Raw genomic sequence first — 18,285 nt, 5'->3', positions numbered from 1 at the left:
CCCCCGGAGGGACGTCCCCGCGTCAGGCACGGTATGTCGTGCGCGTACTCACCCGAAACTGCGGGCCAGCGGCGTGGACTGCACCGCCAGGGGCTCCGTCGCCTGGGGCGAGGTGGTCACGGTGTAGGTAACTGTGGTGGTCTCGCCGGGAAGGTCCTGCACGTTACAGGAGACCGCGTCAAAGCCGTAGACCTGCCCTTGGGCCGCCACCGCAAAAACGCCGCCCGAGCCGGACACGTCCGAGATCGAGCCGCCGGCCGGCGCCATGAGGATTAATCCGGTGACCATGTCCCCGCGGTCGCGCTTGAGGGGGTTGCCTCCCACGATGTAGTCCACGTCGCCCGAGGCCTCCTCGGCAGTCATAGTGTTGGCGAGCGTGGTGATCACCTGGTAGCTCGTGGTGCCGTCGGCGTTCTTGACGCCGTCGCCCACGGTGGTGGCCATGTCAAGGTACCAGTCGATCTTGGACCAGGTCTGGTCGTTCACGTAGACGCCCAGCACAGGCCGCACGGGGTCTTGGGAAAGCTCGCCGGAGGCAGAAAGTGCCTGCACCACGGCCTGAGCCTGCTCGTTGGCCATCCACATCTTGATGGTGCCGGCCTCCACTTGCTTGCCAAAGGTCTCGGCCAGCTTGGGCAACTCGGCATTGCCAAGACCCGAAACCACGGCATCAAAGGACCGGCCCGCCACGGCGGAAAAGAACGCGTCGGTCTGCTCGGCGGGAAGCTGGTTGTAGGCGTCGTGAGAAAGCACCTGGTTGACGTTGTTGGCATCCACCGTAAAGCCGTACTCGGTGACCGAGGCGCCGGTAAGACCCATGAGCGCAGCGAGGAACTCGGGCGTGACCGCCACGACGCCGTCCACGTTCTGGCCGCGCACCACCCGCCAGTACTCGGCGGCCACCTGGGCCACGCGGGGAAACTGCGGCGTCATGGTGACGGATCCGGGGGTGTTGGCCATGGAACCGGCATTGAGCACGGAGGCCTCGTCGGGCTCCACGGCGTAGGAGAGGTCCACGTCGCCCAGGGCCGCCATCTGCATGGAGGAGAACTCCCCCATCTGCAGGTGGCCGTCGGTGACGGAGACGGTGCCCCACGAGCCGGGGAAGCCGCCGGCGGCGCGAATCTCGGCCCCCGTCATGGCCAGCACCAGGTAGGTCTTGGTCTGGCCGTTGGCCCCCAACATGTCGGGCACAGCGGGCAGGACGTTGCCGGCCTCCCCCACCAGGCGGTTGGCGTTGTCCACCATGGGCCGCGCCTTGTCGATCAGCTCGTTGAGCTTGCCGATATGGAAAGGCTCCATGGAGTCCAGCGTGTTTGCCATGGCGCCCAGGGGCTGCTGCATCACGCCCAAGGCCTGGATGAGCTGCTGGAGCGTGGGGATGTACACGGTGCCGCCGTTGCCCACGAGGTTCTTGAGGTTGACGCCGGCGAGGGCGTCGCCCAGGGGCACGATACCGTTGGTGGCCAGGTCGTCCAGGGAGGAGCAGAGCTCGCGGGCCTGCCGGACGTCCACGCCCAGCACCGGCACAAACTGCGCGGCGGCCCAGATGGGGCCCTCGGTGGTGCGGTGCATGGCCTGGGCGCTGCCGGCGATGGAGGCGGCGGAGCGCTTTACGGCGTCGGAGTCGCCCGAGGTGGCGGCCTTGGAGAACTCGTCCACCTGGCTCATGAGGGAGGAGGCGTCGTCGCGCAGCCCGCGGGCGTCGTTGACGAGGACGGCGCCGCAGATGCCGCAGACCACCACGAGCACGACCGCCACCACGAGCACGACCTTGGGCCAGGCGCGTTTGCGACGGCGGCGGCGCTTGACGCGTACGACCTCGCTCCCGCGGTCCGTGGACGACGGGACGTCGTGGTCCTCCACAGGGATGGCGAAGTCGCTGGGGAGCGCGGGCCACTCGGAGGACTCCTGCGCGGGGGCCGGCGCGGGCCCGCGCCGGGGCGTGCGGCCCTCCCCCGCCTGCCGGGGCTCGGGCTCGGGCCGCTGCTGCGGCTGGGACGGCTGCGGTTGCGGCGCAGGCTGCCTGCCCTGTTGGGACGTGGAGAGATAGGGGTTCTGTCGCTCGGGCCCACGGTTGTCCCGGCCCCCGGCGGACGGTTGCCCGCCGGGCTGCCTGAAGTGCTTTGCCACGAAGATCCTCCTCGGTCTTTTTGGCGGCTATGCAGTTGGGTCAGCGGTTGTGGGCCCGCCTGGAAGGGCCGCCCCCGGCGGCCCAAGTGCCATCAGTTTACAGCGGCGGAGGTGCCGGGCAGGCAACGAGCGGCGGTTTCATCCGGACGTCAGAGATAGCGGGAAAGTTGCGAGGATCCCTCCGCCCCATCTGTGCCTTCCCCTATCCCCCCGTTCCCCTACCATGGGGTCAGAAGGAGGCACCGTGGTTCCCATCGAGCAGGTCTACAGGCAGATAGCCGAGCTGGCCCAGGCGGCCGGCGTGGGCAGGGTCACGCTGTTTGGCTCCCGCGGCCGCGGGACCAACCTGCCAAAGAGCGACATCGACCTTGCCGTTGAGGGGTGCCCCGACTTCCCCGGGTTTGAGGAGACGCTGCAGGAAGACCTGTGGTCGCTCCTCCAGGTGGACGTGGTGAACCTCGACGGGCCGGCGTCCCAGGAGCTCCGGGACGCCGTGGCCCGGGACGGGCGGGTGTTGTATGAAGAAGTTTGACAACCACCTCGGGGTACCACCCAAGCGTATGACCGATAGCGTTAGCCCTTCGACCCTAAGGAGCCCCATGGCCGAGACCCTCACCTACCGCCCCGACGACTTTGACGGCGCCAAGGCCGTGCGCATCCGCGTGTTCATGGAGGAGCAGGGCTTTCAGAACGAGTTTGACGGCGTGGACCAAGACCCGCGCACCCTGGAGGTGGCCGTGCGGGACGCCGACGACAACCCCGTAGGCTGCGCCCGCGTGTTCCCCTCGGAGCTGGAGCCGGGCGTTGTCACCGAGGAGGGCCGCTGGGTCTTTGGACGCCTGGCCGTGGTGCCCGAGCACCGCCACGGCGGTCTGGGGTCGAAGATCCTCGCCTACAGCGAGGAGGAGGCCAGGATGCGCGGTGCGAGGGAGCTGCACCTGCACGCCCAGCTGGCCGCCATCCCCTTCTACGGGCGCGCGGGCTACGAACCGTACGGGCCCGTAGAGCTGGACGAGCACGTGGAACACCGCTGGATGCGGAAGCAGCTGGGGTAGCGGCGGGAAACCCTTCCCTACCCTTCCCGCTAAGAGAGCGGGGACATTTCGCCCTCGAGGACGCCGGCCTCGTCGGCCCGGCGCACGATCTCGTCGGCATCGGCCATGGCCATGGCCAGGGGCTTCTCCACGATGCAGTTCACCCCGGCGTCTATGAGGTCCAGGGCGATCCCGGCGTGCTCGCCGCTCTCGGTGGCCACGGCTGCGAGCTCGATCTCGGGGTGCTCGGCCAGCATCTGCCGGTAATCGGTGTAGCGGGCGATGGAGCGGTCGCCCTCGAGGCCGTGCTTGGCCAGGAGCGACTCCATGCGCTCGGGCAGCACGTCGCAGACGGCCACGAGGTCGAAGCCGTTGCGCTCAGATGTCCCCTGATATCACATTGAGCAACTTACCAACCACCCTGATAAGTCGCTCCTTGAAAAGGAATAGATAAACTGCATAAGCAGACAGATAAACAATAAAAGCCAGATAACCTGGCAATAAAACGGCAGACGTAATAAAAATACAAGTAAGAAGCAGTTCTCCCGCCTCCACACCATGCAGCGAGGGTGCTTCCAACCGTTTTTCAAGGTAGTTCTCAGACCATAGGCTACGCAAAATTATAGAAATGACTGCTCCAGAGATGACCACATCGATGCTGTCAAAAACAAAAATGCCGACCAAGGCAACTGCACCGCTAAATATGCAAGTAAACACATTCACTAGCAGAAGTTTCTTCTCTTCCCTGATCACTTTAAAAAAAGTAGTACAACATATATTCATTTTACTATCGAAAACGCAAATTGGAATTAGGTAAATAAAGTAAAAGAAACTCGTGGCATATCGAGGCAACCACAGTGAAAGTAAGGACACCATTGGGAAATAGAGCGCGTAAACCACCGGGAATACAAGAGACAGAATATCTCTGGAATTGCGGAAAAAACCCTGCACCTCTCCGGGACTTGCCTGGCGGAGCGCAGGAAATAGCACCATTGATGCCTGGCTTACAAAAGCCAAGAAGAAATTGACCATAGATATTGCAAATGAGAACTCACCGAACGCCTCAATTCCCCAAACAACATCGGATGCAAAACGCGCAATACCAAGAATTAGCTGACTGGCGATGTTGGCCAGCATAAGCCTGCTGCCAACACGAACCGATACAACAGCCTGGCGAACAGCGACAGGCAAAGGCTCCAGACCAGACCCAAAGAAATCCCTACAAAACCATGCACAATACGCAAGCTGCACAACGCTTGACAACATATATGCAATTACAAAGGGTTTGTACGAATCGCACCGAATTACCAAAAGGGAGATTAGCGGTACCAGGAAGGCCAAACGCCCCACAATGGTTGAAAATGACGACCTCTTTGTCTCGTTCATAGCTTGCAGGAGGTACATCAAGAAGTAGGCGCTGTTCTGAACAACCAGAAAAATACCGGTACAGGAGACAACGAACTCACGGTCTCTCCCAAAGCCCCCAGCAATCGCGACTGAAATAATAATAAAGGCTAAAATGAGCTGGAAAGTAATGCCTACTGCAAATTGTGAAGCGACAGAGCGTTTATCAACATCACCACGCCTCTGTCCTCCCTTGACAAGATAGACACCATCGTTAAGACCTAGGTGAGCGAAGCCTACGTACGATGTGTAAAACAAGAACAATTGCCAGTAGCCGTACTCTTCAATCCCAAGCAGCTTGGGGACAAGAAGAGTTTGAACAATACTAAGCAGCATTGCCACACCTTGAGCCAAAAAGGCTGCACCGGCATTCCTGGCAAGAGATCGATAGTTCATTATTTATCCACTACAGGGCAACTTGGCAAATTCGCGAAGAGGTCTAGCGTCTCATCGTCAAAGCAGGTAACAAGAGCTTGCCTGTCCATAGTTATCAACCGCTCAAAGGTGTCCTTGCTAACTCTATTTAGAACGGAGCCTAATCTGACAATGTTACCGACATATGCGGTGGCCTCTTTTCTGCCAAGACCAAGCCGTTTTATGGAGTCAACGAAGTAATAGACAGAAGTGATGGCAAGCCAAAGCTTCCACCTCAAGGGTCGATAATAATGCTTCATATCGATAACTCGGTTGAGCCTATGAACATAATCACGAGATAAGATACGATTAGCACTCGAACGTGAAGCAGTGGCCCCAACCTTATGAAGAATATGGGTGCTAAGGAGCACCCGGCCTACAGCACCCTTCTCCTTTGCGCGAAGTGCAAATTCATAGTCTTCTTCCCCAAAGAAAAAGTCTTCGGAAAGGAACCCCAATTTTTTTATGGCTCTCCTGTCTAAGAGGAGAAAGCAACCAGTGATGAACTCCACACGAGGGAATAGCTCTCCCCGCTTTTGAAATCTCAGGACATCTGTTTCCCTATAATACCGTCTCGTTCCAAAAAAGATTGACCCGCCTGCATTCCAACTCTTTTCCGGATCAGAGTAAAAACGGATATCCGTTGTTGCGTAATCGCACTGAACAGTCGGATCGCTATAGGCTTTAAGCAGCTTCGAAATGGAATCGTCCACAAGCTCTGTATCGTTGTTCAGAAGCACAACATGATCGAAACCTTCATTCAAGGCAAACCGCATTAGCCAATTATTCGCTTTAGCAAAACCCAGGTTCTCTGTACCAGAGAATAATATGCAGGAGCTATCTGATGCTCTTACTAGCTCATCATCATCTATAGAATCAGGATTGATTTCAAAAAAGGAAAAGAACTCGCAAGCCAAGGCGTCACGAAGCGTTTCTAAATCATCTGAAATAGAGTTATTATCGTAAATGAGAATCTGAAATTCAAGACAACACTCGTACTTCTTGATGGAGCGAATGCAATCTATCGTATCTTTTGACCCGTTGTAATTCAAAATGCAGATCGCAACTTTATTACACACCTGCGTCCTTTCTTCGAACAGATAGGACAGATAAAAACAGCGGCAGTACTGATGAAAGCAACAGTACCTCCCAAACAGGAGTTAGTGTGAAATAGTCGCCAAAAAAGGCCAGGAGGAGCGCAGCTGCAAGAAATGCGCCAGTAAGACTGTTTTGTATTCTATACATAGCAACCGAAGCGATGAACCCAATAAACGCAACGCAAATGAACGACACCAGCCAATTGCCCTGTAAGAAGAATACAGTTATTAAATTGCAGACGTTTCCTGTCTCTCCATTGGGACCCAGGACAAGGAAAGGAATCTGCGGAATTTCAAAGAGAGTTGCTCCCGTAAGCGAGTTCCAGACCAAATTTGGCAATGGCGCAAATTGGGCAACCAACATGACAACTGGAGTAACGGATGTCGGCAGAAATGTCATACCTACAATTGAGCTATATAGTGTCCCTCCAAACAGGTAATTCATCAGATGCGTGACTAGGTATTCTGATCTAATAACAGAGTTACTGGACATGAAATTCACGATATATACTGACATGAAGATGACGATTGGAAGAATGGCAAGCATCGGCACTAAGCGACGCGCTCCTGGCGTATCAGTTATCAAGCAGTAGATCACCGAGGCTATAATGAGAAAAATTGGGTGATATTTAACCATAGTACAGAACATCAAAAGTATGTAACCGGCCCACAGGAGCCAGGGTATTTTTGAATGGGACATTAAAGCGTCCCTTAGCAGCAAAGGGCAGAGTGCGTAGCCCACCAGGACTATATGAGCGACAGGACCCGTCAGCAAGATGCCGTCCAATCCATCGCTTGCAAAATAGTGCGAAGCGCCGACACTTCCCAATAGACCTAAAAGGCGAACTAGACCAAAACAAAGACACACGCCCACTACGCTCAAAACCAGACGACGAGGCAGCATCTCCGTCATTCCAACAGCGGAATTGATGCTGGCTTGCAAAGAGCACTGGGTCCTGGTCCTAGCCAGAGAATTCTTCAAGCTAGCACCTATTATTTCTCCAAAGAATACGCCGTAGAGACCTAGTATCAATGGGAATAGAGACGCGTCAGTAATCTGATGAAATCCGAATGACGGGCCCAAAATCGACAGAGCAACAGCAGCAACGATAATTGGCCAAAATATTATCGATGTTGGTAGATATATTGTTCCAAATATTCTTTTTTCTAGAAGTGACACACAGATACAGCTTGAGATCAGCAGTAGCAACATAATTCAATAATCCTACTATATTCTGGATTCGCTGAATCAGACCGTACGCATAGGCACGAGTAACGAGAACAATGGGTCGCCGATACAGAGGCTAGCAGGCCATAACACCTGTCATCAGCAAGCCTTACTTGCTTTCATAATCTGAAACGATTATGCTCACGTTCCATTTCGCCCTCGCCGCTAGCTTGAGCGATTGTTTCCTGCTGCTACTCGAGATGAGCTGCATAGATTTTTTCGATAGTTTCGAAACAGTCGCCTATCTCGTAGACCGATCTAACGTAATCAAGTCCTCTCTTCGCAATCGACTTCCTAAGAGCTGGACAATCAGCGAGACGCTCAATCGCGCCCGCCAACGCAGATGAGTCATCTCGAGACACAACCAGCGCAGTATTTCCGCCGTCGCACGCCTCCATTAAGCCAGGAACATCCGAGATAACCAACGGGGTGCCCGAGGCTTGCGCCTCTACAGCCGAGACCCCAAAACTCTCGCTCTTACTCGGCACCAGAGCGATGTCAAAAGAAGCCCACTCCCGTGCAGCCTGTTCCTGCGGAATAAAGCCGAGCCACTCGAGATAGCCGTCCATACCGAGGCGGCGCGCCTGATTCCTCAGCTCCGCCTCACGGGCACCAGTGCCAGCTATACGAACCTTCAAACCGAGGTCCGGCCTTCGGTCGTGAACGAAGGCGCACGCCTCCAGGAGCGCCGAGATGCCGTACTTTTCCTCTAGCGCCTTTACTGTGCCCACGAGCAGACCGTCGTGAGGCACCCGCTTGCTGGGGTTGAAGAGTGCCATGTCTACGCCGAAGGGTGTGATATAGATGTCCTTATCGGTGTACTTACGGGTCTCCTCCGCCATGGCCGCGCTCGTCGACATGACCCAAGACGCCTTAGAAAGGGCATTCTTAAGAAGTAAACGTTGCAGAGGACCCTTCCGAGGAAAGTCGTAGACATCGCTTCCCCAAACCGAAAGGTAGAAGGGGCGCCTGCATGTGGCGGCGCAAACGGTGCCGTAGCTCGACGCATAATGAGCGTGGACGATGTCTGGGTTCAGCGACTCGATCAGCCTTCGGGCCTCGCCAAAGGTGCTGAGATAGCCGAGCTTCTGCAAATCGCTACCAAGACGATTGCCGCTGTTGAAGAGCCAATGCACAGTGACACCGTTAATCTCGCCGACGCTGTTCTTGTTAGGCTCCTCCAGGCTGGCCACATGAACGTCCCAGCCCCTGCCAGCAAAAAAAGCTGCCCACTTACGAGTGTGGTAGTTATTGCAGTTGGCGAAGTAGAGGACGCGAATCTGCTCCCTCTTAGAACAGTCAGTCTGAACAGCCACGTTACCGCCCCTTGTCCGCAGAGCTCGAAGGCGTTTGCAGAACGTCAGCGATGCGCTCGCTCGCGTGCCCGTCGCCGTAGGGGTTGCTCGCCTTGCTCATAGCCGCATATTCTGCACTGTCCGAGAGCAGGCGAGAGAACTCACGATAGACAGCTTCCTCGTCGGTGCCCACGAGCTTGAGCGTGCCAGCCTCCACACCCTCAGGGCGCTCGGTAGTATCGCGCATGACGAGCACCGGCTTGCCGAGCGCCGGTGCCTCCTCCTGAATACCACCCGAGTCGGTGAGTATGATGTCTGAAGCTGCCATGAAGTTATGGAAGTCGAGGACATCCAGTGGGTTGATGATGTGAAGGCGGTCGAAGCCGTCAAGCTCGGCATGGGCCGCGGCGCGGACCTCCGGGTTCATATGAATCGGGTAGATGGCCTTGGTATTAGGGTGCTCCTCCATGACTCGACGTATGGCCCGGAACATATGATGCATAGGTTCGCCGAGATTCTCACGGCGGTGCGCCGTGACCAGGATAAGGCGGCTTCCACTCGCCCACTCGAGCTCGGGATGCGTATAGCCCTCCCTCACTGTGGTTGCGAGCGCATCAATGCCGGTATTTCCGGTGACCCAGACGCGTTCGACAGGCTTCCCCTCGGCCAGAAGGTTTGCTCTACTCGTCTCTGTGGGAGCAAACCAGTAGTCGCTCACGATGTCCACCACCTGGCGGTTGAACTCCTCCGGCCAAGGCGATGAGAGGTCGTGGGTACGCAGGCCGGCCTCAACATGGCCCACAGGAACGCGTTGATAGAAGCAAGACAAGGCTGCTGCGAAGCTCGTGGTAGTGTCGCCGTGCACGAGAACCACGTCCGGGCGCTCCTCATCAAGCACCGAGCCCATGCCCTGAAGAACACCACAGGTGACATCGGACAGAGTCTGTCCCGGCCTCATGAGGGCCAAGTCGTAATCAGGCACGACACCGAACGCTTCGAGCACCTGGTCGAGCATCTCCCTGTGCTGGCCCGTGACACACACAACGCACTCAAACTCGGCGGGACGCATCTGCAGTTCCCTGACGAGCGGGCACATCTTGATAGCCTCAGGCCTCGTTCCAAAGACGAGCAGGACTTTCCTCATTTGCTCCCCCTAGAGCTTGTAGACGTTCTCCCCATCGCCCATTACGTCACGTGGGTCCACAAGAACACGACCGTGGAAGGCCTCGGGCCTTCCACGCACCTCGGAGTGGCCGACCATGACGATCACAATGTCGAGCCCGTCAAGGAAATCCTCCATGGAGTGCACCTGGTTGGGCACCACATCTCGCTCAATCCACGGGTCGTAGACTCGCAGTGGAGAACCGCAGAGATGCCTCTCCATCGATTCGAGCATCTGAAGCGTCGGAGACTCACGGACGTCGTCGACGTCCTCCTTGTAAGTGAGTCCATAGACACCAACGTGCGACACGTCTTCGATGCCCTTCTCCTGCATAACGTCGAACGCCCGCCTGAGCACGTACTCAGGCATTGAGGCATTAGTCTCAAGGGCCATGCGGGTGAGCCGGGCGGTCTCGGGGAAATCACCCACGAGGAACCAAGGGTCCACCGGGATGCAGTGGCCGCCCACACCGGGGCCAGGCTGAAGGATGTTCACGCGCGGATGTTTGTTGGCGATGCGGACCACCTCAGCAACATCCATCCCGCCCACGCGGCAGATTCTGGCAAGCTCATTGGAGAAAGCAATATTGACGGCCCGGAAGGTGTTCTCGACGACCTTTGTCATCTCCGCCGTGCGGATGTCGGTGACCGAGACCTCACCTTGGCAAAACGAGGAATAGAGCTCTGCCACCCGTTTTCCAATAGCGGGGTCGTCCGCACCGACGGTGCGGTTGTTGTGCAAAAGCTCGAAGACCATATTCCCCGGGATGATACGCTCGGGAGCATGGGCCAGGGACACATCCTGGCGCCCGGTCTCATCGAGGAGTGGACGAACGAAGCGATCGACCGTGTTGGGCGAAACGGTGGACTCAATCACGAGCACCGCACCCACCGGAGCGACGTCGAGCACTGATCGGCAGGCCGACACGACGAAGGCAGGATCAATCTTTTTTGAAACCTTATCATAGGGTGTGGGCACTGAAACAATGTATGTGTCGCACTTTTGGTACTCGGTGGTGAACCTGACACCCTTGGTCACGGCCTCCGCAAAGAGATCGTCGAGACCGTCCTCCTTGAAGGTAGTCCGCCCTGCGTTGAGCGTTGCGACGAGACCTTCGTCGTAGTCAGTGCCCACCACCTCCACGCCGTGAGCCGCCATCATGAGAGCAGTAGGAAGTCCTATGTATCCGAGACCTATGACATTGACCATAGAGTGCACTCCATTCACGATTTGTTTTCCTTGTTTTGGTCAGCAACACCCTTCAAGACCGCAAGCAGGCGATTGGCCATAATGGCCCGGGTGTAATACGCCCCCATGTAGGAGACGGCCGAAGCGCTCATTTTTGCGAGGACATCGAGGATGTCGTGCTGCGAGACAAAGGCCTTGAGGTCAGAGAGGTCCGCCTCCTCGTCACCACAGAGCGCGACCCCTCCCCCGCTTGCTTTCACAATCTCGGCCGCATCGCCCTTCGGGCCGATGTAGAGGACCGGGACACCTCGAGCGAGAGACTGGAAGATTTTGGAGGGGACAGTCCCCTCGAAGGCCGAATCCTTCCTGAGGGAGACGACGGTCATATCCACCGAGGCGTAAAGAGACTCAAGGTCATCCTTCGGCATACCGCCGAGAAATGTCACGAGCCCGTCCGGACAGGAGGAGGAGGCGGAGACCGCTTCGTCCCTTGCGGCGCCATTACCCACCACCGTGTAGGAAGCGACAAGCCGCTCAGCCGCGAGAGCCGAGGCATAGCGGAGCGTCCGCGGCACATCCTGGGAAAGCCCAATGGTCCCGAAATAGCCGAGACGGAGAGGCGACCGAAAACTGTGGTGGCAGTCCACGATGTCGGCCCCGTTCGGCACCACCTCGATAGAAGAGGCCGGCACCCCTTCTGCCACGAGATCCCGCCTGAACCCCTCGGTGAGGACCACTACCCTCGCAGCCCCTTCGCAAAGGGAAAGCTCGAGTCGGCGCACAGCCCGCACCTTGAAGTCGTCCTCTGAGAATCCAGTCGCCATGAGCTGGCGCCAAGTGAGGTCGCGGAACTCAACGACGAAGGGAATACCGTTCCTGCGGGCCCAATGAACACCGAGCCAAGCAAAGAACACCGTCCCACACGTCACGAGACACACATCGTAGTCCGAGCCCACCGACGAGTGGCGCCTAAGGTTGCGAAGGCCGTTCACTATGAGGCTGAGGCCACTGTGGACACGCTTAAGGAGCGATGTGTTCGGACGCAATGAAGAGCCAGACCGGAGGACACGTACGCCGCCAACCTCCTCCTCTCCAAGTCGCTCAATCTCGTAACCGTCGAAGAGCCTGCCCGTTGGATAATTCGGCCAGCTGGTGAAGACCGTGACGTCGTTGTCCTCTGCAGCCCAAAGCTCGGCGTGCTCAGTGGCGCGGAAAGCGGCGGCGATGGGCTCAGGGCTATAAAACTGAGTAAAATATATAATTTTGAGTCTTCGATCTGTCATTTCGCTATTACTTGATTCAGATCTTATATTTTCACTCATCGCCCGCTCCTTCGACCGAACATGGCACCAAGAGTTCCTGCGATGCATCGCAAATCCAGCCGGGGAGAAGCCTCACGCACGTAATCCAACTCGATTTCCTGGCGTTCACCGCTCTCAAACGTTGCGTTGTTTCTTGTGGTCACCTGCCACAGCCCCGTGATGCCCCCAGGAACACTCAGCAGAAGGGCCGCATCGGCGCCAAAGTGATCCAGCTCGTCAAAAGAGACGGGCCTCGGTCCAACCACAGAAATCTGACCAATCAGTACATTGATAAACTGGGGGAGCTCGTCGACAGAAGTCTTTCGCAGAAGACGACCCAGCCGCGTAATTCGCGGGTCATTGGTGACTTTTCGCTCCCTACGCCACTCTGCAAGCTGTTCGGAAGATAGATGCTTCTCAACGTCGTCTGCATCGGCAACCATGGTGCGGAACTTGAAGATTCGAAATGGTCTGCCAAACCTACCGGCACGCTTTTGGGTGTAAATGGGCGACCCTTTGGTATCGAGCGCTATGGCCACAGCGAGCAGTGTGCAAGGGATGACACCTACCGCGATAACGACACCACTGAACACGATGTCGAACGTTCGCCTGAAGAAGCGATAGCCCATCGAACGCGTATCGAGACTCTTGCTGAGCTCTGCGAACTCTGGGGTCCCAGGCATCAGATTGGCTGCGTAGCTGTCGCATGCCGCCTGAATCGAGTTCGCAGGCATCTCCTTGGTCCACGTCGCGGACAGCGCGGCAGCAGCCGCCCCCGTCCTCGGCAGCTTCCGGTCAACCCTGTTTTCTGACAATCTCCATCCCAACCTTCACCAGCTTGGTGCGCCCCATGAGGGACACCTCGATCCAAGCCGTCCGCTTGTGGCGGTCCACCTTGCGGATCGCGCTCTCCAAACCCTTCAACGGCCCCGCACTCACACGCACGCGGTCCCCCTCGATGACGCCCTGGCTAAGCTCCACCACGTGGGTATCCGGGTTCGCCAGTGCCCCCAGCCAGGCCTCCTCGCCCGGCGTCAGCGGCAAGAACCGCTCGCCCGAGACGCCCAGGAGCCTCGAGAAACCAGGAAGCCCGCGAAGCCCGGCCGCGAGGGTGTCCGGGTCGTCCGTCCGCACGAACACATAGCCGGGCAGCAGCCGTTTCACGGCCCTCACCCACCGGCCGTCGCGCTTCTCGGCCACCTCGCGCTCGCAGATGTAGCACTCCCCCACCCCGCTCACGCCGCGCTCCACGGCCTCCTTGAGCTTTCGCTCCCGGCCTGCCATGGTCTGCAGCACGTAGGTGCGGGTGTGGTCCCTGGGCACGAGGTCCTCCTCAAGACGGCACGGCTTCGCCGCCGCCGCGCCCTCCCGGGCACGGCGCACGGACCGTTGTGTGTGACCCCTTCCGGCTGCCGGCGCGCACCGAGGCGACGACCGGTGCCGCAGGGGCTATGGGTGCAGTTGCCTGCGATGGAGGCTCTCGGGCTGCCCACACACCCCAAGAGCCCCCGTCGCAGGCCACCGGGCCGCACGCTCCCGGTGATCCCGCTGGGGCCTCAGGCCACGCTCGGCACCCGCATGTGCCGTGGTCTGAGGCGGTAGTTGCCGCTGGCACGGATGCGCCCGAGCATCTCGTAGTGCTCCGGCCGGTGGGCGTCGCTGGCCACAAAGGAGTAGGCCATCTGGTTGAAGAGCCTGGTGGCGGGCTTCTTCTCGCGGCCCAGGCGCCCGCCGTCGATGAAGTCCGCGGAGGCCTGGAGGCGACAGCCCAGGTCGATGAGGCGCTGGGCCAGGGAGAGGTCCTCCTGGATGGCCCGGTAGCGCTCCGGGTGCGCCACGATCACGCGGTAGCCCATGGACTGCAGCGCGAGGATGGTGCGCTCGTAGTCCTGGAAGTCGTCCGCCGTGCAGCGGCTGGAGAGCTCCAGCAGGAAGTCGTTGGAGCCGGAGACGCCCAGCTTGGGCGCCCACTCCTCGAGCCCCAGGTCCATGAGCTTGGAGTGGTTGACCTCAAAGCCCATGGTGAACGGGAAGTCCGGGGCGGCCGCCGTGAGCTCGCGGAAGGCCTCGTTCATGGCGGCATAGTCAAAGAACGGCTCGCGGCAGTGGGGCGTACACACGATGGAGGTGACGCCGGCCGCCTTGGCGGCCTCCAGCATCTCCAGGGACGCCTTGATGTCCGGGGCGCCGTCGTCCACGCCCGGCAGAATATGGCTGTGGATGTCTCTCATGGCCTACCTCACTCCTCGCCCGCACGGATGCGGGGGTCGTGGGTGAGGCCGAGCATCTCGGCCGTGGTCTCGGGGGCGATGCGCCGGGGGCCGGCCGCAGAGGGCCTGGGGGCGGTCACGGTGCCGGCCGCCACCGGCCTCATGGACGGCGCGGCGGCGGGAGCGGCGGTCTGCTTGCGGGCCACCTCCACGTCCTCGCGCCTCATGCGCTTGCCGTCCTTGGCGTAGTAGCTGTAGTAGTACTCGTTCTCCTCGGCCTCGCAGTAGTTGAGCACCGTGCCGATGACGTTGGCCTCGGCGGTCTTGAGCTGCTCCACCGCGGCCTGCACGGTCTCGCGCTTGGTGAAGTTCTCGCGCACCACCAGGAGCGTGGCGTCGGTGAGGTGCCCCACCACGGCGCCGTCCACAAAGGCGGAGATGGGCGGGGTGTCAAAGATCACGTAGTCGTAGGCACGGGAGAGGTCGTCCATGAGGGCGTGGAAGCGCCTGGACTGCAGGATGTCCACGGGGTTGGGCAGGCGCGGCTCGGCGTCCAGGAAGTAGAGGCCGGCGACGCCCGTCTCCACCACGGCGTCATCCAGGGTCACCTGGTGGGAGAGCACGGAGTAGAGGCCGTGCTTGGCGTAGACCTTGAGCTGGTTGGCCACCGAGCGGCGGCGCATGTCGCACTCCACCACGACCACGCGCTTGCCGGCCGACGCGAAGGCCTCGGCCAGGCCGCAGGAGATGGTGGTCTTGCCCTCGTTGGGGATGGACGAGGTGACCGTGAGGGTGCGCACGGGGTCGTCCACGGAGGAGAACTGGATGTTGGTGGCCAGACGCTTGAGGGCGTTCTGCATCTGGACGCGGTCGATTCCGGTGGAGCGAGCCATCAGCGGGCCTCCTTCATGGCGGGGATGCGGCCCATGACGGGCAGGCCTACGAGCTCCTCGAGCTCCTCCTGGCTGCGCACCCGGGTGTTGACCATGTCCTCCACCACGACAAACGCCACGGCGAGGAAGAGGCCGGCGAGGAACGCGACGGCCACGTAGAGCGGGCGCCTGGGGCCGGACGGGCTCTCGGGGGTCTGGGCCTGGTCCACCACGTTCACGGAGTCCACGTTCATGACCTCCTGGGCGATGGCCGAGACCTGCTGGGCCAGCCCGTTGGCGACCTCCGCCGTCTGGGCGGGGTCCGTGCCGGTGACCGAGAGGGAGATGACGCGGCTGGTGGTGCTGCTGGTGACGTCGATCTTGTAGTCGGAGAGGTCCTTGAGGCCCAGGGCGCCGGCCGTCTGAGTCTCCACGCGGGAGCTCTTGAGCAGCGTGGAGACGTCGTTGGTGAGCTGCTGCGAGGCCGTGAGGTCGCTGTTGAGGGTGTTGGAGGTGCCGTCGCCGGTCTTGGCGAGCACGTACATGGAGGTGGTGGCCGTGTAGGTGTTGGGCAGGAAGCCGTAGCTCACCACCGCGCACACGAGCGCGCACACCACCGGCAGCGCTATGACCAGCCTCAGGTGCTTCTTGAGGAGTGCGAACAGTTCCAGGAGGGTCATGGGCCCCTCGTCCTTTCCTTGGGTGCAGATACCTTTGCGTGAATGTGTCTAACCATTCATGCTGGGGGCAATGATAGCACCCCCCCCCATCGCGTTTATGACCGATGAGGTGATAGGAGGCCGGTCCCCTCTCGTATTCCTGTCTGAAGTCCGTGGTATATAATGTATGGATTTCTACCTGCAGTTTTACATCAGGTACCGAGTCTGGGTGTAAACAAGGCACCTTGATTGTTCTGTGGCGCCAGCGCAAAGCCTTCATATCCTTTTAGGACGCTCACCGTTGCAATAATATCCCTCTGGTTTTAGAGGGTAGTTTTGTGGGAAGTTTTCTTACAATTAAAGGGCAGTTTTGGTGGAATGGGCTGCCGGGCCAAGGTGGCTGCGGCACAGAAAAAGGCCCCCGTCCCTGGTGGGGACGGGGGCCTTCGATGCGCCTGTCAGGCAGTTATGAGGGGCTCGGGGCTACTTGGCGGCCTCGGCCAGGGCGTCCTTGACCTCCTCGGCGGTCTTGAGCCTCATGACCTTCTCGGCCAGGGCGTCGGCCTCGGCCTTGGTCCACTCGGAGATGGTCTTGCGGGTCTTGAGCACGGAGGGGGCGCTCACGGAGTACTCGCCCAGACCAAAGCTGATGAGCATGGGGATCAGCAGCGGGTCGGCCGCGGCCTCGCCGCACATGCCCACCATGATGCCGGCCTCGTTGCCGCACTCCACGATGCGCTTGATGGAGCGGAGCACCGCGGGGTTGTAGACGCTGTAGAGGTAGGCGATGGCGTCGTTGCCGCGGTCGGCGCACATGGTGTAGCCGATGAGGTCGTTGGTGCCGATGGAGAAGAAGTCGCACTCGGCGGCGAGGTCGTCGGCGATGAGGGAGGCCGCGGGGGTCTCGATCATGGTGCCGACCTCGATGTCGGGGTTGTACTTCACGCCCTCGGCGTCGAGCTCCTTCTTGCACTCCTCCACGAGCTCCTTGACCGAGCGAATCTCCTCGAGGCAGGTCACCAGGGGCACCATGATCTTGATGTCACCGAAGGCGCTGGCGCGCAGGAGGGCCCGGAGCTGCACCTTGTACTGCTCGGGGTTGGACAGGCAGTAGCGGACGGCACGGTACCCCATGAAGGGGTTCTCCTCCTTCTTGAGGTCCAGGTACGGGATCTCCTTGTCGCCGCCCACGTCGAGGGTGCGGATGATGACCGGCTGGTCCTTCATCTTCAGGGCCACCTTCTGGTAGGCCTTGAACTGGTCCTCCTCGCTGGGGAGCTCCTTGGCGTCCATGAACAGGAACTCGGAGCGGAACAGGCCCACGCCCTCGGCGTCGTGCTCGATGGCGCCGGTGGCGTCGTCGGGGTTGCCGATGTTGGCCACGAGCAGCACGCGGTCGCCGTCGGCGGTCTCGGTGGGCTTGCCACGGTAGGCGTTGAGGGCGGCCTTGGCCTCGGCGGCCTTGGCAGCCTCGGCGCGGAAGCCCTCGAGGGCCTCCTCGTCCGGGTTCACGAAGACCTCGCCCTTGGTGCCGTCCACCACCACGGTGTCGCCGTTGCGGCAGATGGTGCAGGCGTTGGGCACGGAGAGGACCGCGGGAATCTCCAAGGCGCGGGCGATGATGGCGGAGTGGGAGGTGCGGCCGCCGGTCTCGGTGACGATGCCGGCCACGTTCTCCTTGTCGATGTCCGCCGTCATGGACGGGGTGAGGTCGTGCACCACGACGATGGAGCCGGCAGGCAGCACGGAGAGGTCCACGACCTCCTTGCCCAGCAGGTTAGCCAGAAGGCCCACGCGGATGTCCTGCACGTCGGCGGCGCGCTCGCGCATCATGGGGTCGTCCATGCCGGCGAACATGCCGTAGAACATGTCGCAGACCTCGTCCACGGCCTGCTCGGCGCTCATGCCGGTGTTGATGCGGTTGTTGATCTCGTCGATCATGAACGGGTCGCGGGCCATGTTGATGTGGCCGATCATGATCTGCGACTCCTCCTCGCCCACCGTGACCGCCATGCGGTCGGCCTGGGCCTGGGTGCGGTCGCAGAAGGCCTCGAGGGCGCCGTTGTAGCGCTCGCGCTCGGCGGCGGGGTCGTTATGGGCCGTGGGGGTGTAGCTGAGGTCCGGCTCAACGGCCACCTGGGCCTGGCCGATACCGATGCCGTCGGAGCCGTTGACTCCCTGGAACATTGGTTCCTCCTTCTCGCCGCCCCGGGGCGGCTCTCTCTCGGATGAAAAAGGGGGCGCGGCGCTTGGGTCCAAGCGGTCGCGCCCCCCGAGGTGAAACAGGG

Annotated in this window: 16 protein-coding genes and 1 pseudogene; 2 read left to right on the top strand and 15 right to left on the bottom strand. The window is 60.0% G+C overall.

Going from position 1 to position 18,285, the window contains the following annotated elements:
- Nucleotides 1-48 precede the first annotated feature (48 nt).
- Nucleotides 49-2,133: a DUF4012 domain-containing protein gene (locus tag OR600_RS03705; RefSeq protein WP_265590690.1), complete on the bottom strand. Its 2,085-nt coding sequence runs from the start codon at nucleotides 2,131-2,133 to the stop codon at nucleotides 49-51.
- Between the two features lie 244 nt (nucleotides 2,134-2,377).
- On the opposite strand from OR600_RS03705, the gene OR600_RS03700 reads away from it, so the two are divergent.
- Both OR600_RS03700 and OR600_RS03695 read left to right on the top strand, forming a co-directional pair.
- Nucleotides 2,378-2,665, top strand: coding sequence for a nucleotidyltransferase family protein (locus OR600_RS03700; RefSeq protein WP_265590689.1), 288 nt, complete (start codon nucleotides 2,378-2,380; stop codon nucleotides 2,663-2,665).
- 67 nt (nucleotides 2,666-2,732) lie between these two features.
- The gene (locus OR600_RS03695; RefSeq protein WP_265590688.1) at nucleotides 2,733-3,188 is read left to right on the top strand and encodes a GNAT family N-acetyltransferase; all 456 of its coding nucleotides are present in this window, start codon (nucleotides 2,733-2,735) and stop codon (nucleotides 3,186-3,188) included.
- Between the two features lie 29 nt (nucleotides 3,189-3,217).
- On the opposite strand, the pseudogene OR600_RS03690 reads toward OR600_RS03695, so the two are convergent.
- The 14 genes and pseudogenes from OR600_RS03690 to ptsP all read right to left on the bottom strand — a co-directional run.
- Nucleotides 3,218-3,532: pseudogene (locus tag OR600_RS03690) on the bottom strand (Gfo/Idh/MocA family protein); the annotation flags it as partial.
- 13 nt (nucleotides 3,533-3,545) lie between these two features.
- Nucleotides 3,546-4,967, bottom strand: a complete 1,422-nt coding sequence (locus OR600_RS03685; protein ID WP_265590687.1) for a lipopolysaccharide biosynthesis protein — start codon at nucleotides 4,965-4,967, stop codon at nucleotides 3,546-3,548.
- Nucleotides 4,967-6,064 carry a glycosyltransferase family 2 protein gene (locus tag OR600_RS03680; protein WP_265590686.1) on the bottom strand — a complete coding sequence of 366 codons (1,098 nt, stop codon included), beginning with the start codon at nucleotides 6,062-6,064 and terminating at the stop codon, nucleotides 4,967-4,969. Before OR600_RS03680 ends, OR600_RS03685 begins: the two co-directional genes overlap by 1 nt.
- Entirely contained in the window at nucleotides 6,057-7,025 is a 969-nt protein-coding gene (locus OR600_RS03675; RefSeq protein ID WP_373871641.1) for a hypothetical protein, read from the bottom strand. Before OR600_RS03675 ends, OR600_RS03680 begins: the two co-directional genes overlap by 8 nt.
- 476 nt (nucleotides 7,026-7,501) lie before the next feature.
- Nucleotides 7,502-8,626 carry a glycosyltransferase gene (locus OR600_RS03670; RefSeq protein WP_265590684.1) on the bottom strand — a complete coding sequence of 375 codons (1,125 nt, stop codon included), beginning with the start codon at nucleotides 8,624-8,626 and terminating at the stop codon, nucleotides 7,502-7,504.
- Between the two features lies 1 nt (nucleotide 8,627).
- Nucleotides 8,628-9,749 (bottom strand): non-hydrolyzing UDP-N-acetylglucosamine 2-epimerase, encoded by a 1,122-nt coding sequence (gene wecB, locus OR600_RS03665; RefSeq protein WP_265590683.1) that lies wholly within the window; start codon nucleotides 9,747-9,749, stop codon nucleotides 8,628-8,630.
- 9 nt (nucleotides 9,750-9,758) lie between these two features.
- Entirely contained in the window at nucleotides 9,759-10,976 is a 1,218-nt protein-coding gene (locus OR600_RS03660) for a nucleotide sugar dehydrogenase (protein WP_265590682.1), read from the bottom strand.
- A gap of 14 nt (nucleotides 10,977-10,990) precedes the next feature.
- Nucleotides 10,991-12,277, bottom strand: a complete 1,287-nt coding sequence (locus OR600_RS03655) for a glycosyltransferase family 4 protein (protein ID WP_265590681.1) — start codon at nucleotides 12,275-12,277, stop codon at nucleotides 10,991-10,993.
- Entirely contained in the window at nucleotides 12,274-12,990 is a 717-nt protein-coding gene (locus OR600_RS03650; protein ID WP_265590680.1) for a sugar transferase, read from the bottom strand. Before OR600_RS03650 ends, OR600_RS03655 begins: the two co-directional genes overlap by 4 nt.
- Nucleotides 12,991-13,051: 61 nt before the next feature.
- A complete protein-coding gene (loaP, locus tag OR600_RS03645) occupies nucleotides 13,052-13,579 on the bottom strand; it encodes an antiterminator LoaP (protein WP_265590679.1) in 528 nt (175 codons plus the stop codon).
- A gap of 233 nt (nucleotides 13,580-13,812) precedes the next feature.
- Nucleotides 13,813-14,487, bottom strand: coding sequence for a CpsB/CapC family capsule biosynthesis tyrosine phosphatase (locus OR600_RS03640; protein ID WP_204829555.1), 675 nt, complete (start codon nucleotides 14,485-14,487; stop codon nucleotides 13,813-13,815).
- An 8-nt stretch (nucleotides 14,488-14,495) separates the two neighbouring features.
- A complete protein-coding gene (locus OR600_RS03635) occupies nucleotides 14,496-15,359 on the bottom strand; it encodes a CpsD/CapB family tyrosine-protein kinase (RefSeq protein ID WP_251164271.1) in 864 nt (287 codons plus the stop codon).
- Nucleotides 15,359-16,018 (bottom strand): YveK family protein, encoded by a 660-nt coding sequence (locus OR600_RS03630; protein ID WP_135977696.1) that lies wholly within the window; start codon nucleotides 16,016-16,018, stop codon nucleotides 15,359-15,361. The genes OR600_RS03635 and OR600_RS03630 overlap by 1 nt, the downstream gene beginning before the upstream one ends.
- A 462-nt stretch (nucleotides 16,019-16,480) precedes the next feature.
- Entirely contained in the window at nucleotides 16,481-18,184 is a 1,704-nt protein-coding gene (ptsP, locus tag OR600_RS03625; protein WP_135977697.1) for a phosphoenolpyruvate--protein phosphotransferase, read from the bottom strand.
- Nucleotides 18,185-18,285 lie beyond the last annotated feature (101 nt).

Source organism: Granulimonas faecalis (assembly GCF_022834715.1).
Lineage (GTDB): Bacteria > Actinomycetota > Coriobacteriia > Coriobacteriales > Atopobiaceae > Granulimonas > Granulimonas faecalis.
This window is presented reverse-complemented; position numbering and strand designations above follow the sequence as displayed.

Excerpts from the sequence above, each read along its gene's own strand:
- OR600_RS03695 (WP_265590688.1), top strand. The coding sequence starts at position 2,733 with ATGGCCGAGACCCTCACCTACCGCCCCGACGACTTTGACGGCGCCAAG.
- OR600_RS03685 (WP_265590687.1), bottom strand. The coding sequence starts at position 4,967 with ATGAACTATCGATCTCTTGCCAGGAATGCCGGTGCAGCCTTTTTGGCT.
- wecB (WP_265590683.1), bottom strand. The coding sequence starts at position 9,749 with ATGAGGAAAGTCCTGCTCGTCTTTGGAACGAGGCCTGAGGCTATCAAG.
- OR600_RS03660 (WP_265590682.1), bottom strand. The coding sequence starts at position 10,976 with ATGGTCAATGTCATAGGTCTCGGATACATAGGACTTCCTACTGCTCTC.
- OR600_RS03655 (WP_265590681.1), bottom strand. The coding sequence starts at position 12,277 with ATGAGTGAAAATATAAGATCTGAATCAAGTAATAGCGAAATGACAGAT.
- OR600_RS03650 (WP_265590680.1), bottom strand. The coding sequence starts at position 12,990 with ATGCCTGCGAACTCGATTCAGGCGGCATGCGACAGCTACGCAGCCAAT.
- OR600_RS03640 (WP_204829555.1), bottom strand. The coding sequence starts at position 14,487 with ATGAGAGACATCCACAGCCATATTCTGCCGGGCGTGGACGACGGCGCC.
- OR600_RS03635 (WP_251164271.1), bottom strand. The coding sequence starts at position 15,359 with ATGGCTCGCTCCACCGGAATCGACCGCGTCCAGATGCAGAACGCCCTC.
- OR600_RS03630 (WP_135977696.1), bottom strand. The coding sequence starts at position 16,018 with ATGACCCTCCTGGAACTGTTCGCACTCCTCAAGAAGCACCTGAGGCTG.
- ptsP (WP_135977697.1), bottom strand. The coding sequence starts at position 18,184 with ATGTTCCAGGGAGTCAACGGCTCCGACGGCATCGGTATCGGCCAGGCC.